The 14,306-nt window shown below is 65.5% G+C and carries 9 protein-coding genes and 1 pseudogene; 6 read left to right on the top strand and 4 right to left on the bottom strand.

All coding sequences use genetic code 11. The features are described from left to right. Positions 1 to 228: 228 nt before the first annotated feature. Entirely contained in the window at positions 229 to 948 is a 720-nt protein-coding gene (locus OF829_RS20045) for a cytochrome b/b6 domain-containing protein (RefSeq protein ID WP_264941981.1), read from the bottom strand. A gap of 43 nt (positions 949 to 991) precedes the next feature. Next, a pseudogene (locus tag OF829_RS20040) lies at positions 992 to 1,075 on the bottom strand (VIT1/CCC1 transporter family protein); the annotation flags it as partial. Between the two features lie 110 nt (positions 1,076 to 1,185). On the opposite strand from OF829_RS20040, the gene OF829_RS20035 reads away from it, so the two are divergent. Together OF829_RS20035 and OF829_RS20030 are read left to right on the top strand one after the other, a co-directional pair. Next, positions 1,186 to 1,608: a universal stress protein gene (locus tag OF829_RS20035; RefSeq protein WP_264941980.1), complete on the top strand. Its 423-nt coding sequence runs from the start codon at positions 1,186 to 1,188 to the stop codon at positions 1,606 to 1,608. Position 1,609: 1 nt separating this feature from the next. Next, positions 1,610 to 4,162, top strand: coding sequence for a cation-translocating P-type ATPase (locus OF829_RS20030; RefSeq protein ID WP_264941979.1), 2,553 nt, complete (start codon positions 1,610 to 1,612; stop codon positions 4,160 to 4,162). Between the two features lie 9 nt (positions 4,163 to 4,171). Here OF829_RS20030 and OF829_RS20025 read toward each other — a convergent pair whose 3' ends face one another. Next, entirely contained in the window at positions 4,172 to 4,528 is a 357-nt protein-coding gene (locus tag OF829_RS20025; RefSeq protein ID WP_264941978.1) for a hypothetical protein, read from the bottom strand. Between the two features lie 164 nt (positions 4,529 to 4,692). Then, positions 4,693 to 7,563 (bottom strand): glycoside hydrolase family 31 protein, encoded by a 2,871-nt coding sequence (locus OF829_RS20020; protein WP_264941977.1) that lies wholly within the window; start codon positions 7,561 to 7,563, stop codon positions 4,693 to 4,695. A gap of 607 nt (positions 7,564 to 8,170) precedes the next feature. Here OF829_RS20020 and OF829_RS20015 point away from each other — a divergent pair. The 4 genes from OF829_RS20015 (at position 8,171) to galA (ending at position 14,257) form a co-directional block, all read left to right on the top strand. Continuing rightward, complete coding sequence (locus OF829_RS20015; protein ID WP_264941976.1) at positions 8,171 to 9,241, top strand: glycoside hydrolase family 5 protein; 1,071 nt, start codon at positions 8,171 to 8,173, stop codon at positions 9,239 to 9,241. Between the two features lie 63 nt (positions 9,242 to 9,304). Continuing rightward, positions 9,305 to 10,291, top strand: a complete 987-nt coding sequence (locus OF829_RS20010) for an alpha/beta hydrolase (protein ID WP_264941975.1) — start codon at positions 9,305 to 9,307, stop codon at positions 10,289 to 10,291. 11 nt (positions 10,292 to 10,302) lie between these two features. After that, entirely contained in the window at positions 10,303 to 11,526 is a 1,224-nt protein-coding gene (locus OF829_RS20005) for a glycoside hydrolase family 27 protein (protein ID WP_264941974.1), read from the top strand. A gap of 193 nt (positions 11,527 to 11,719) precedes the next feature. Beyond that, on the top strand, positions 11,720 to 14,257 hold the full coding sequence (gene galA, locus OF829_RS20000; RefSeq protein ID WP_264941973.1) for a beta-galactosidase GalA: 2,538 nt from the start codon (positions 11,720 to 11,722) through the stop codon (positions 14,255 to 14,257). The last annotated feature ends 49 nt before the right edge of the window (positions 14,258 to 14,306 follow it).

Raw genomic sequence — 14,306 nt, 5'->3', positions numbered from 1 at the left:
AAGCCCGGTGCCGCTCTTCCTCGGGCACTGAGGCCGCAACCGGGGCGCTGCGTCCCCCGACCGGCGCCCCGGTCGCAGGCAGGTATCGCGGTCCAGGGCACCCGCGCCTCCAGGCTGCGCGAACCCTGGAACAGCCCGCAATCGACCAGGATTCACTTGTCGCCGGCCTTCACTCCATGCAGGAGCCGGTCACCGCTCCGGCCGCGCCGTGGACGGTGAGATCGAGCGTCATCGGTCAGCCTCCGCGTCTGGTGCTTTCACCGAATCCACGTCGGGGCTGTGCTCGCCGGCCTCGCGCGTCTGAGGCTGGAACGAATGGGGGTCATAGGCGAGAACGCCGATAACCGTCGCCGCGGCCGCCAAGGTGGCGAGGATCAGCGCGAGTGGTGACGGGGGGCGAGCGTCGTCCGCGGTCGGGTGGCGATCGCGCCGCTTGCGACCCGTGATCATCGCGCGCACCAGATTCTCGCGCGTGAGGAAGGACATCATGACCACGGCGCCGATGTGCAGCGCGACGAGCCCCAACAGGGTATAGGCAATCAGCTCGTGGACTTCTTCGTCCACGCCAACCGCACCCGTCCAGACGGTTGCCGCGATAAGTCCGAGCAGCAGGAGGACGCTTAGTGCGCCCAGCGCATTATGGCCGAGCGTCGCTTCGGGCCGGCCATGGAGCAGGCCCTTGATGTGCGCTGCAAGCGCCGAGGGCTTCACGAACTGCGCGAAGCGCGCATGCTCGCCGCCGACGAAACCCCATGTCAGGCGAAATGCGAGCAGCACCGCGATGCTCCAGCCGACCGGAACGTGCCAGGCTGCCAGGGGGCTCTCCTCCTCGGAGGAAAGGAAGGCCAGGGCAATCGCAACCACCAGCAACCAGTGGAACAGGCGTAGCGGAAAATCCCAGACCTCTATGCTCCGGCCGCGAGCAGGTGAATCCTGTGAAGTATCCATGTTCTTCTCCAGTCCTTCCGGGGTTACACTTGCCCCCTCAAACGTCATTGGCGCCGAGGACCGCGGCGCGGAGCCATCCGATCCGGGCGACGGGGTGGCGTTCGGCATGGAGGCGCAATCGGCTCATGTGCCGCATCGTGCCAAGCCATGGGGTGCGGGGCACTAGGTAACATCCACAGGCGCGATGGTTCGGCAGGGCAGTAGAACGCGCGTGCCCTCTAGCCGCGCGAGGCCGCAATGTACCGAAACATTCTGCTCCCCGTCGATCTCGATCATTCAAGCTCGTGGGAGAAGGCGCTCCCGACCGCCGTCGCCCTTTGCCGATGCTTCGACGCGTCGCTGGCGCTGGCGACGGTAGTGCCGGACTGGAACGTGATTCTGGAGGTCCAGCGGTCCCCGATCGCGTATCGCGAGTTTCTCGACGTCGCGAGGGCGCGCCTTTCGACGCTGGCGGATTCGATAACCGACCTTTCCGGTATCGAGCATCATGTCGAGACCGGCAGCATCTATGGCGGGATTCTCGCCGTCGCCGAGCGGATCGGCGCCGATCTCATCGTGCTCTCGTCGCACCGCCCCGAGATGAAGGACTATCTTCTGGGCGCGAACGCATCGCGCGTCGTGCGGCACGCGCGATGCTCGGTCTTCGTCGTTCGCGATTGAGATGCCGGCTCGCGACATCCCGAGCGGCCTGTCCGAGACGGAGGCGTCGAGCAGGCTCGAACTGGAAGGTCCCAACGAGCTCCCGCGGGAGAAGAGGCGCTCGCTGATCGGGATCGTCCTCGAAGTGATGCGCGAACCGATGCTTGGCCTGCTGCTCGCCGGGGGCGTGGTCTATCTCGCGCTAGGCGACCTGACCGAGGCGATCGTCCTTATCGTCCTCGCCGGCTTCTCGATCCTCATCACGATCGTTCAGGAGGCGCGCAGCGAACGTGCGATCGAAGCGCTTCGCGACATCGCCAGCCCCCGCGCGCTGGTGATCCGCGACCATGTGCGGCGACGGATCGCCGGCCGCGGGGTGGTGCGCGGGGATCTGCTCGTGCTTTCCGAGGGTGACCGCGTGCCGGCCGATGGCTGGGTTCTCGACAATGACGGACTTCATCTCGACGAATCCCTCCTGACCGGCGAAAGTGCGCCGGTCGGCAAGGCGGTGCGCGGCGAAGGCGGCGGCGATGCGCTTCCCAGGCCCGGAGGCGACGGCCTCGCCTATGTCTTTTCGGGTACGCTGGTGGTGGCGGGAAGCGGACTGTGCCGGGTCGCCGCGACCGGCGCGCGGAGCGAGATCGGGCGCATCGGCCAGTCGCTTTCGACGCTCGAGACCCAATCGCCGCATCTCCGCAACCAGACGCGCAGGCTGGTGCTTGTGTTCGCGGTGGCCGGCGCTTTGGTCAGCGCCTTCGCGGTGCTGCTCTACGGCCTGTTGCGCGGCAGCTGGCTCGACGCCGCGCTCGCCGGGATCGCGCTCGGCATGTCGATGCTTCCCGAGGAGTTTCCAGTCGTGCTTGCGGTGTTCATGGCGATGGGAGCGATGCGCATGTCGCGGGTGCGCGTGCTGGCCCGGCGAGCCTCGGCGATCGAGACTTTGGGCTCGGCAACGGTGCTGTGCACGGACAAGACCGGAACGCTGACCGAGAACCGGATGACGGTCTTGCAGCTTCGCCTCCCCGATGGGCGTCTCCTCGAACATGACGGTGCCGCCGCGCTGCCGGACGAGTTCTGGCAGCTCGCCGAGCTTGGCGTTCTCGCCAGCGCACCGCAGCCTTTCGATCCGATGGAGGTCGCCTTCCACAATGTCGGCCGCGGCAGCGATCAGGCCGAAGCCTCGCAGCGCCGCCGGACCGATTGGGGCCTGCGCCATCATTATCCCCTCGCGCCGGAGCTGCTCGCAGTATCGCAGATCTGGGACACCGGCGCCGGGGATGACGAGCATGTCATCGCCTCGAAGGGGGCTCCGGAGACTATCGCCGAACTGTGCGGCCTGGACCTCGCCGAGCGTGCCGCGATGGACGCGGCGGTGGACGAAATGGCGGCTGGGGGCCTGCGCGTGCTTGCTGTCGCCGAGGCGCGCTGGCGGGGAGCCGCGTTTCCGAGCAGCCAGCGCGGGTTCGACTTCGCCTATCGCGGGCTCGTCGGGCTGCAGGATCCGTTGCGCGCCGCCGTTCCCGAGGCGGTACGCCAGTGCCGCAGCGCTGGGATTCGCGTGGTGATGATCACCGGCGACTATCCCGAAACGGCGCGGGCGATCGCGCGGGAGGCCGGGATCGCCGAAGGGGAGGTGGTTACCGGCGCCCAGCTCGTGCAAATGGACGATGCGGAGCTGGCGCGACGCGTGCGCGAAATCACGATCTTCGCGCGGATCATGCCCGAACAAAAGCTGCGCATCGTCCAGGCGCTCCAGGCTGCAGGCGAGATCGTCGGGATGACCGGCGACGGCGTCAACGACGCGCCCTCGCTCAAGGCGGCGGATATCGGCATCGCGATGGGCGCGCGCGGCACCGACGTTGCGCGCGAGGCCGCGTCGATCGTACTGCTCGACGACGATTTCGGATCGATCGTCACCTCGATCCGCGTGGGACGACGGATCTACGACAATCTGCGCAAGGCGATGGGCTTCATCGTCGCGGTCCATATGCCGATTGCCGGGCTCGCGCTGATGCCGCTTCTGTTCGGGCTGCCGATTCTGCTTGCGCCGGTCCATATCGCCTTGCTGGAGATGATCATCGACCCGGTCTGCTCGCTCGTGTTCGAAGCCGAGCGCGAGGAGAGGGATGTCATGCGTCGCTCACCGCGCGCGCCCAATAGTGGGCTGCTGCCGCGCCGGTTGATGCTATGGTTCGGCGTTCAGGGCGCGGCCGCGCTGGCGGCGATAAGTGCGGTGCTGCTCTGGAGCGTGAATAGCGGCGTGGTTGAATCCCAGCTTCGCGCGGTCGCCTTTTTCGCGCTTGTGGCGGTGATCCTCAGCCTCGTGCTCGCCAATCGCTCCTTCTCGGCGTCGGTCGCCAGCGCATTGCTGCGCCCCAACCGGGCCCTTGTCGCGGTGGTGGCGACTATTCTGTTTGTATTCGGCCTCGCGCAATTCGCGCCGCCGGTGAGCGGCCTGCTGCGGCTGGCGCCGATCGCGCCCGCGCAGAGCGTCGCCGTTGCGCTTTCCGGAGCCTTGGTTCTTCTCCTGCTGGAAATACTCAAACGGCGCTGGCGGACCCGCTGGGCAGGGTGAGCCGCCTTGTCAGGCCGTAAGCGGTTCGCAGAGAGACACCAGGAACGCGAGCGGGGTGCCGTCGCGCTCGATGACAGTCACATACTCGCCAACGCGCAAGGGATGCGCCTCGAGGTGGAACAGAGGCTCGTCGTCGGCATCGCCCGGCCCGTAGGAGAAGACCCAGCCCTTGCGCTTGTGGACGAGGTAGCCACGCATGTCTGGCTCGTCTGGCCAGGAACGCAGCACCTCCGCACGCTCGGGGGCAGCACGCAGCGCGGCGAGATCGACGATTTGGCGCGCATCGAGAGGCGCGCGCAGGAGATAGGAATGCTCGCGCGAGCCCTCGGGAAATTCGGACGAACGCGCGAGATCGAAGCGGATCATGTGCCAAGTCATGCAGCCGTTTTCGCAAGGCAGGCAGCAATCGGAATCGGGATTGTTACGTAGACGAGGAGGCCGCGGTTATCTCTGCAGTCTTCGCTCGCTCCTTTACGATGTCGCGAAGCCGAATGACTCGCGACGCGTTGCGCGAAGACGGGCGCTCGCGTTCATGAGGCAAATGAAACCGTGATTGCCCTGCCGCTATAAGTAGCCGCCCTCGTAACCGCCGACGGCGCCATGCCCGTGGCATTGTCGGCGCTCATCAACGCCAGATTCAACTGGCGTTGCCGCACCATGCCTGGGAACGAACCCCGGCGCGCTCCGATAGTCAGCGTGCGCGCTTCATCATTCCAGACCAGATCATAGGTGGCGCGCTGGCCCTTTTCATAGGCGTAGGTCTCGTTGTCGTCCTCGTAGATCGTGAAACGCGCATGCGCGCCAGGATAGATGCGGATCTCGTAGGGCGCGTCGGGAGCCTCGGTTGCATATTGGACAATCGGGCCCATTGGGACGATCGATCCCGCACGGATATAGAGCGGCAGGATGTCGAGCGGCGTTCGGCGCGACACCCGCCGGCCACCGTGGAAGCGTTCGTTGGTCCAGAAATCGTACCAGTCCGATCCTGCGGGGAGGTAGGTTTCCATATCGAGGTCGACGCTTGGCTCCGTCGCGCTGAGCGCCGCGCGTTCGCTCGGCAGGCGCCATCCGAAACGAAGACTGCGGTTGCCGCTCGCCTGGAAGAACTCGATCGCGATCGGCACGCGCTGCCCCTTGCGAAACCGCTGGATCGTGGATCGGTACCGCTCCGCACCATTCGACCACGCTTCGATGCGGGTCTGGCCGCCGACGATCAGCCGGAAACCATCATTGCCGCTGAGACCCAATTCATACTCGCCATCCTCGGGCGCGATGAGGAATCCCTGCCACCGCACCGAGAAATTGTTCAGGCTGGAAAGGCCGGCGGGAATGTCCGCAAGCGGAGGGTCAGGCCATGTATGATCGATTTTAGCATCGACCACCTGGCCCTTCGGCGTCTCGAAATTGACTCCCTCGTAATATTGCGCCGCCAGTCCCGGTTGGCCGTCCGCCGTGCGCAGGAACTCGGATGAAACAGTTTGCGGCGGCGGCGGCTCGACATGGTACATGGCCCGCGTAACGGGTTGGACCAGGAAGGCGGGCCCGAACATGAAGCTGTCGTCGATGGTGTCGGTCGCGCGGTCGTCCGGGAAATCCATCATCAGCGGCCGCATCAAGGTGTAGCCGTCGGAGGTGACCTTCCAGCTCAGCGAGTAGATATAGGGAAGCAGCCGGTAACGCAGGTGAACGCTGTTGAGCAGCGAGTCGTAAACCTGCGGGTCGAGCGTCTTGAAAATATAGGGCTCGCGCTCGACGTCGGTGCCGTGGATCCGCATGAGGGGGCTGAAGGCGGAAAACTGGAGCCAGCGGGCGAACAATTCGCGCCATGCGGGATTCTTTTCGCCGCCCGGGAAAGCCGAGACGAAGAAGCCGCCCGTGTCATGGGTCCAGTAGGGATTGCCGGTGACGGTCACGTTGACGCCGCCGGAAACCTGCTGCTGGAACGTCTTCCAACTCGCGAAAACGTCGCCGCTCCACGAAGCCGCCGCGGTGCGCTGAGCCCCGGCCCAGGCGGAGCGGGTCAGGGTGAAGACGCGCTTGTCGCTCGTCGCGCGCTGTCCCTCATACGTGCCCAGCGTCGTCATCAGGGAATAGGGATTGAGATAGCGGGTGAAGTCGCCCAGCGCGTTCGAGCCCAGCGCCTTGGTGTCGCGGACATTGTCGGCGGCGTTCCACATCGCGCTGCTGACTTCGATTTCGGTGCCGTCCATCCACAGCGCATCGACGCCCTTGTCGAGCAGTCCCGACTTGACGTGCTTGAAATAGATGCGGCGCCCGAGCGGGCTGTAGGCGTCGTAGACGCGGGCGTGCCTGGAAATCCAGTGCAGCGGTTCGAAGCGCAGGCCGTGGGCGTCCAACTCGCGCGCAAGGGCCGTGTCATTGCCGATCGACGGCCAGATCGAGACCATCAGCTTCAGGCCTAGGCCGTGGACTTGCCGGATCATGCCCTCCGGGTCGGGAAAGCGAACCGGGTCCCAGATCATCCCGCTCCAGCTGCCGTCCTTGTCGCTGCCCCAATATTGCCAGTCCTGGACGATGTAATCGAGCGGGAAGCGTTCCGCGCGGAAGGTTTGCGCGACCTCCACGAGCCGGCCCTGCGTCTGGTAGCGCTCCTTGCTCATGAACAGGCCGAAAGCCTGTTTCGGATACATGGGAGCGGGACCGGTGAGCGCGCGATAGGCGCGGACGACATCGTCGGGCGTCTCGCCGGCCATGAAATAATAGTCACTGCCGCCAGGCGCGCTTTCGGCCCATAATGACGCTCCCTCGAGACCGTCCTTGAACCGCATCTGCGAATAGGTGTCCCACATGACGCCGTACCGGCGCGAAGACATCATCACGGGAATGATGATCCCGACATTGGTCTGGACCAGGAGCAGATCCTTGCCGCGCCGGTTGCTCTTGTCGTCGGCGGTAAAGCCGAAACCGTAGATCGCCTCGTCGGGTTGAAGGGTCAGCGTGTTTTGCGCTTCGTAGGTCGGCGCGGCCGAGATCAGGACTTTCTTGAGAGCCTGCGGGGCGTCGGCCTTTTCGCTCGTATACAGTCGCCCCCGGGAGTCGAGGAAGCGAAGCGCGCCGCTGGCCTTGTCGATCTCGATCCGGAGTTTTTCGCCGACGATCGTCAGCGTCGCCGGCGTCTCGCTGATCGAGAATGGCACCGCCTGCGGCCGGGCGGTGACGACGAGACTGGCAGCCGCCCAATAATTTTCGCCCAGCGTCGTGTTCACGCGCACCGTGTCGGGCGCGTGGAAGATCAGGTTCTTCGAAACGCCGTTGACCCGCAACTGCACGCCCTCGCGCAGCCGCGCATAGGCGAAGCCGCTCGGCGGCAGCGCAACGGCACGGAAATGGCCGTTCGCATCGAGTCCTGTCGGAAGCGGCAGGCCGGGTTCGGCGGCCATGCCCGACAGTGCCGGCGCGGCGGCAAATGCGGCAACGCCGCCCAGCAATGTTCGCCGGGCGATGGGCCGTGCCAGCGAGCAGCCCGGATCCGGACGGCGCTCCGCGATTCCTTCGGTATCCACGCCATCTCTCTCCCGATTCGGGACGACGGGTATTGGGTGTCCCTGCCCAGATCAACGTCGAAATTGCCCGGCAAGGGCGCCCGCGAACGCCGGATGCCACGCCCGATTCTATTTTCAATGATAACTCATACTTTTAAATACGAATAATATTCTTATTGAGCTTCTCGATTTTGGAAGATACAGACAACGTTGTCTCAGAGATCGAGAGACGCCGATCCCGCAGGATCGGCGCCGCGCTCGGATCAAGAAAATGAGGAACGGGAGAGTGCGCGTGAAGCTTGTGAGGCGTCAAATTCTTACGTCGGCGATCGCACTGGTCGCCGCAGGTTGTTCGGGCGGCGCGGCCAGCCCAACGCCGTCGCCGCCGCCCCCGCCTCCCCCCCCGCCGCCTCCGGCGCCCACCCCTTCGCCGTCACCTACCCCGACCCCAACCAGCCTGTACCCGAGCTACAATACCAGCGCGGCGGCGGCGGATCCCACGGGCATGGGCAGCACGGCCGCGGCCATCGCCGCGCGCGTCAAGCTCGGCATCAACATCGGCAACACGCTGGAAGCGGTGAACAACAGCGGCATCCCGCACACGACTTCGCAGGAGGGCTTCTGGGGCAACCCGGCGATCACCCAGGGGCTGGTCGACAAGTACAAGGCGCTCGGCTTCGATGCGATCCGCCTGCCTTGCTCCTGGGATCAGTACGCGAATGCCTCGACCGCCAAGATCGGCGATTTCTGGCTCAACCGCGTGAAGGACGTGGTGCAATATTGCATCAACGCCGACCTGTACGTCCTGCTCAACATCCATTGGGACGACGGCTGGCTCGAGAACAATGTCACGGTCGCCAAGAAGGATGCCGTGGTCGCGAAACAGAAGGCGTTCTGGGAGCAGATCGCCACGCATCTGCGCGATTTCGACGAGCGGCTGATGTTCGCCAGCGCGAACGAGCCGAATTGCGACACCGCGGAGCAGATGGATGTGCTGTTCGCCTATCACCAGACCTTCATCGATGCGGTCCGCTCGACCGGCGGGAGGAACGCATACCGCACGCTGGTGCTGCAGCTGCCCAGCACCAGCACCGACCTGGCCAAGACGCTCTGGACGAAGACGCCGACCGATCCGGCGGCGAACCGCCTGGTGGTCGAGCCGCATTTCTACACGCCGCCCAATTTCTGCATCCTGACCGAGGATGCGAGCTGGGGCAAAATGTTCTATTATTGGGGCAAGGACTATCACTCGACGATCGAGCCGGACCGCAACGCCACCTGGGGCGAGGAGGAGACGGTCGACGACCATATGGCGCTGGCGAAGAGCCTGTTCGTGAGCAAGGGCATCCCCGTGCTGCTCGGCGAATATGGCGCGCCGCGGCGCTCGAATCCGCTCGATCTGACCAAGCACCTGGCTTCGCGCGCGCACTGGATGAAATATGTGACGCAGCAAGCCCTGGCGAATGGCATCATGCCGTTCGTGTGGGACACGGGCGACCTCATCAATCGCTCCACCTATGCGGTTAAGGACCAGCAGGGGCTGGACGCATTGCTCGAGGGCGCGGGGAAGAAGTGACCGGGCGCGCCGGCGTTTTCGGATGAACGCGCCTCGGACGGGGCGCGACAGGGGGGAGCCTCGATGAGCCTTTCACGGCGCGATTTCGTAAAAACGCCCCTGGTCGTGGCGGGCGCTTCGGCGATCGGCGTGGGAACGGTGGCCACGGCGCGGGCGGGGACGGGTTCGAGAGAGGCGGCCGAGACGATCGAGCTGTGGCCCCGCCCGCCCGCGGGCGCCTTGAATCCTGGCATGGCCGAGCTGGTCGAACAGTCCTCGTCGAACCCCGACTATAGCAGCCGGCGCATGAAGGGGATTTCGAGGCCGCGCATGACCGTGTTTCCGGCGGCCCAGCCCAACGGATCGGCCATGCTGCTCATTCCGGGCGGCGGCTTCGCCTGGAACTATTTCGAGCATGAAGGCCATTACATCGCTGACATCCTGAATCGCGCCGGCATCACCTGCTTCGTGCTGTTCTACCGCCTGGCCCAGGACGGGTGGCGCGATCCGGCAAGCGTCGGGCCCGCCGATGCCCAGCGGGCGATGCGCGTCATCCGCGCCAATGCCGGGCGCTTCCATCTGGATCCGGCCCGCCTGGGCGTCCTGGGCTTCAGCGCCGGGGGGTTCCTGACATCGACCCTCGCCACACGGCACTCAGCCCCCCTTTACGCTCCGGTCGACGCCACGGACCAGCTCAGCGCGCGGCCGCTGCTGGCGGCGCCGATCTATCCGGTGCAGTCGGTCGATCCGGCCTATGCCTATGGTGGCGTCGCGCCGTCGCTGTTCGGGGGGCCGCCGACACCGGCCCAGATCCGCGAGTGGTCGCCCGATCTCAATGTCACGCCCGCCGCGGTGCCGACCTTCCTGGTGCATGCCGAGGACGACGGCACGGTGCCGGTCGCCAATACGGCGCGGCTGCGCGACGCCATGGTCGCGGGCGGGATCACGGTCGAGACCCATCTGTTTGCCCATGGCGGGCATGGCTTCAGCGTGGGCGCCAGGCCGGGCAGCCCCGACGGCCTGTGGCTGCCGCTCTTCCTCAACTTCGCGCGCGAACAAAAACTGTTCTAAGGGAACCGCCAATGACTGGAAAAACGGCCTTTCGCGCACTGGCCGCGGCGCTCCTCCTCAATGGAACCATGCCGGCCTTCGCGCAGGAGGCGGATCCCAATACGCTTGCGCCATCGAGCGACCCGAAGCGGGTTGCCAACGGCCTTGCCCTGACGCCGCCGATGGGATGGAACAGCTGGAACAAGTTCGCGTGCAACGTGAACGAGAAGATCATCCGCGACACGGCGGATGCGATGGCTTCCAACGGGATGAAGGACGCGGGCTATCGATATATCGTGATCGACGATTGCTGGCACGGGCAGCGCGATGAGAACGGGTTCGTCACCGCCGACCCCGTCAAGTTTCCCTCGGGCATCAAGGCGCTGGCCGACTATATCCATTCGAAGGGGCTGAAGTTCGGCATCTATTCCGATGCGGGGCGCCAGACCTGCGGCGGACGGCCGGGCAGCCAGGGCCACGAATATCAGGACGCGCTGACCTATGCCCGATGGGGTGTCGATTACCTCAAATATGATTGGTGCAACACGGGCACGCGCAATGCGGAGGAGGCCTATGCGCTGATGGCGGACGCGCTGCGCGCAACCGGCCGCGACATCGTGTTCTCGCTTTGCGAATGGGGCAATAACCGGCCGTGGTTATGGGGACAAAAGATCGGCAACCTGTGGCGAACCACGGGGGACATCACCGACAAGTGGGAAGGAAAATACGGCTATAGCTGGGGGATGCTCAACATCCTCGACATGAACGAGCCGCTCTGGCCGTTTGCGGGCCCCGGTCACTGGAACGACCCCGACATGCTCGAAGTCGGCAATGGCGGGATGACGGACGCGGAATATCGTTCGCACTTTTCGCTCTGGGCGATCATGGCCGCGCCGCTGATCGCGGGTAACGACATCGCCAACATGGATGCGGCGACCAGGGAGATCCTGCTCAACCGCGACGTTATCGCCGTGAACCAGGACGCGCTCGGCGTTCAGGGGCGGCGCGTCAGCCGCGACGGCAACCGGGAAGTGTGGGTGAAACCGCTGTCCGGTGGAGGCCGCGCGGTGGTGCTGTTCAATCGGAGCGCGCAGCCCGAGACGATTTCCCTGGGCTGGGAGGCGCTCGGCTACCCCGCGACGCTGAAGGCGAGCATTCGCGACCTCTGGGCGCACAAGGACCTGAAGCCCGCCGTGGGGGGCTATTCCGCCACGGTTCCAGGCCATGGGGTGGTTATGCTGAAGGTGCAGCCCTGAGCGGGGCGACGGGAGCGTTGGCGATCCGGGTCCGCTTCATTCTGGCGGCGCTATTCCTTTTCGCCGCCTGTTTTGCGATCTCTGCCGCGCCTGCCGCGCCTGCCGCGCCTGCCGCGCCTGCCGCGGCACACCGCGCGCGGGAGGCAGGGGCGGGCACCTGCGTCTCCGCGTCCCCTCTACTTCCGGAGGAACCATGATCGATCTCACGCGCCGGAACCTGATGACATCCAGTGTCGCGCTTTCGGTGCCGGGCCTGCTCGGCGCGCCGGCTCGCGCGATCGCTTCGCCGGAGCCCGTATCCGAGCCCAGCGCCGCAGCCATTCCCGCACTTGCCCCGCGCGAGCAGCTGCTGTTCGATTTCGGCTGGCGCTTCGCCTTTGGGCATGGCGCTGATCCGTCGAAGGACTTCGGCTTCGGACGGGGCCAGGCCGATTTCGCCAAGACGGGCGACTTCAAACTGGCGAAGAAGGGGTTCGACACATCGGGCTGGGCCCCGGTCACGCTGCCGCATGACTGGGCGGTCGAGCTGCCGTTTGTGCGTGACGAATCGGGTGAGGGCGACAGCCGGCTGCGCTCGCATGGATACAAGCCGCTGGGGCGCAGCTATCCCGAGACGAGCGTTGGCTGGTACCGGCGCGCGTTCGACATTCCGGCAAGCGATCTTGGCCGGCGCATCTGGATCGAGTTCGACGGGGCGTTGCGCGACGTGGTGGTTCTGGTGAATGGCTGCTTCATTGGCCGGAACGACAATGGCTATGCCCCTTTCCGCTTCGATCTGACCGATTTCCTCACCTATGGGGGCCGCAACTATGTCGTTGTGCGCGTCGATGCCTCGTTCGGGGATGGCTGGTTCTACGAAGGTGCCGGTCTCTATCGCCACGTCTGGCTGACGAAGATGGACCCGGTACACCTCGGCAAATGGGAGACGGTCGTCCGGTCCGAACTGGACGGTGAAAGCGCGGCGCTGGATCTCGCCACGGTCGTGGAGAATGAGGGCAAGGCACCGGTCGATGCGATGGTCGACTGGACGATCCTCGATTCCAGCGGCCGCGCGGTCGCGCACGTCACCAGCCCCCCGCAGCGGATCGCGCCCGGCGCTTCCGTGCCGATGCGCGCCGCCACGACGATCGCCGCGCCGGCTTTATGGTCGACCGAAACGCCCAATCTCTACACGGCGATGGTCAAGGTCGTAACCGGTTCGGACGTGCGCGACGGGGAGCGCGTCGAATTCGGGGTGCGGACCGTCCGGTTCGATGCGCAGAAGGGATTCTTTCTCAACGGCCGGCCGCTCAAGATCCAGGGGACGTGCAACCATCACGACCATGCCGGCGTGGGCGCCGCGGTGCCGGATCGGCTGCAGGCGTTCCGCCTGTCGATACTGCGCGACATGGGCTGCAACGCCGTCCGCACCTCGCACAACATGCCGACCCCCGAATGGGTCACGGCGTGCGACCGCATGGGCGTGATGATGCTGTGCGAAACCCGCCTGATGAGCTCGAATTCCGAAGGGATGCAGCAGCTCGACGCGATGCTGAAGCGCTATCGCAACTCGCCCTCGATCATTGCCTGGTCGATCGGCAATGAGGAATGGCTGCTCCAGCAGGGCGAACTGGCGCCGCAGGGGGCGCGCATCGCAAGAACCATGGTCGAGCGCTGCCACGCGCTCGATCCCACCCGCCTGGTGACCGCGGCGGTCAACGGCAACAACGAGCAGGGCGTGTCGGAACCGCTCGACCTTATCGGGTTCAACTACAACCAGCAGTTTCCCGACGAATTCCACCGCAAATATCCGAACCGGCCGGTCGTCGGCAGCGAGGTGTCGAGCGCGATCTCGACTCGCGGCGAATATGCCAACGACGCCGCGCACAACACGGTTTCCAGCTACGACGGCGTAGTGCCCTGGGGGAATACGCCCGAACAATGGTGGCAATATTATGCGACGCGCGAATGGCTGGCCGGCGGCTTCGCCTGGACCGGCTTCGACTATCGCGGCGAACCCACGCCCTATGGCTGGCCGTCGATCAACTCCCAATTCGGGATCGTCGACATGTGCGGCTTCCCGAAGGACTATTACCACTATTATCGCGCCTGGTGGGGCAGGGCGCCGACGTTGCACCTCTTCCCGCACTGGGACTGGGCGGGGCGCGAAGGCGAGAACATCGCCGTCTGGGTCTATTCCAACCTCGACGAGGTCGAGCTTCTCGTGAACGGTCATAGCCTGGGCAGGAAACCGATGCCGCGCCTTGGCCATCTCGAATGGGCGGTGCCCTATCAGCCCGGCGCGATCGAGGCGCGCGGCTACCGCGGCGGACGCGTGGTATTGCGGCAGCGCCGCGAGACGACCGGCGAGGCCCGCTCGATCCGGCTGACTGCCGATCGCCAGGCGATCGACGCGGATGGCGAAGATGTCGTTGTCGTCAAGGCGGAGATGCTCGATTCCCGCGGCAGGCCCATTCCGAGGGCCAAGCACAAGCTCGTCTTCACGATCGACGGCCCCGGCGAACTGATCGGCGTTGGCAACGGCAATCCCAATTCGCTCGAGAGCGACAAGGGATCCTCGCGCTCGCTTTTCAACGGGCTGGCGCAGGCGATCGTGCGGTCGAACGGGAAGCGCGGCCGTATCGTCATAGAGGCGGCGGCGACGGAATCCGCTTTCGCGCCGATATTGCCGGCGCGGCAGGTGATCGACGCAAGGCCCTGTCGCCCGAGAGACTCGGTGATCCCGGTCTGAGCGAGCTGCCCGCTTCGATCGTCGGCGCCGGGCGTCCGGCTGAGGGCAA

Source organism: Sphingomonas caeni (genome assembly GCF_026013415.1).
Classification (GTDB): domain Bacteria; phylum Pseudomonadota; class Alphaproteobacteria; order Sphingomonadales; family Sphingomonadaceae; genus Sphingomonas; species Sphingomonas caeni.
Note: the sequence above shows the minus strand (reverse complement) of the source record. Positions and strands in the feature narration are given on the sequence as shown.

Coding starts and splice junctions, on each gene's coding strand:
- OF829_RS20005 (WP_264941974.1), top strand. CDS start 10,303: ATGACTGGAAAAACGGCCTTTCGCGCACTGGCCGCGGCGCTCCTCCTC.
- OF829_RS20020 (WP_264941977.1), bottom strand. CDS start 7,563: ATGGCCGCCGAACCCGGCCTGCCGCTTCCGACAGGACTCGATGCGAAC.
- galA (WP_264941973.1), top strand. CDS start 11,720: ATGATCGATCTCACGCGCCGGAACCTGATGACATCCAGTGTCGCGCTT.
- OF829_RS20025 (WP_264941978.1), bottom strand. CDS start 4,528: ATGATCCGCTTCGATCTCGCGCGTTCGTCCGAATTTCCCGAGGGCTCG.
- OF829_RS20015 (WP_264941976.1), top strand. CDS start 8,171: ATGGGCAGCACGGCCGCGGCCATCGCCGCGCGCGTCAAGCTCGGCATC.
- OF829_RS20030 (WP_264941979.1), top strand. CDS start 1,610: ATGCCGGCTCGCGACATCCCGAGCGGCCTGTCCGAGACGGAGGCGTCG.
- OF829_RS20010 (WP_264941975.1), top strand. CDS start 9,305: ATGAGCCTTTCACGGCGCGATTTCGTAAAAACGCCCCTGGTCGTGGCG.
- OF829_RS20045 (WP_264941981.1), bottom strand. CDS start 948: ATGGATACTTCACAGGATTCACCTGCTCGCGGCCGGAGCATAGAGGTC.
- OF829_RS20035 (WP_264941980.1), top strand. CDS start 1,186: ATGTACCGAAACATTCTGCTCCCCGTCGATCTCGATCATTCAAGCTCG.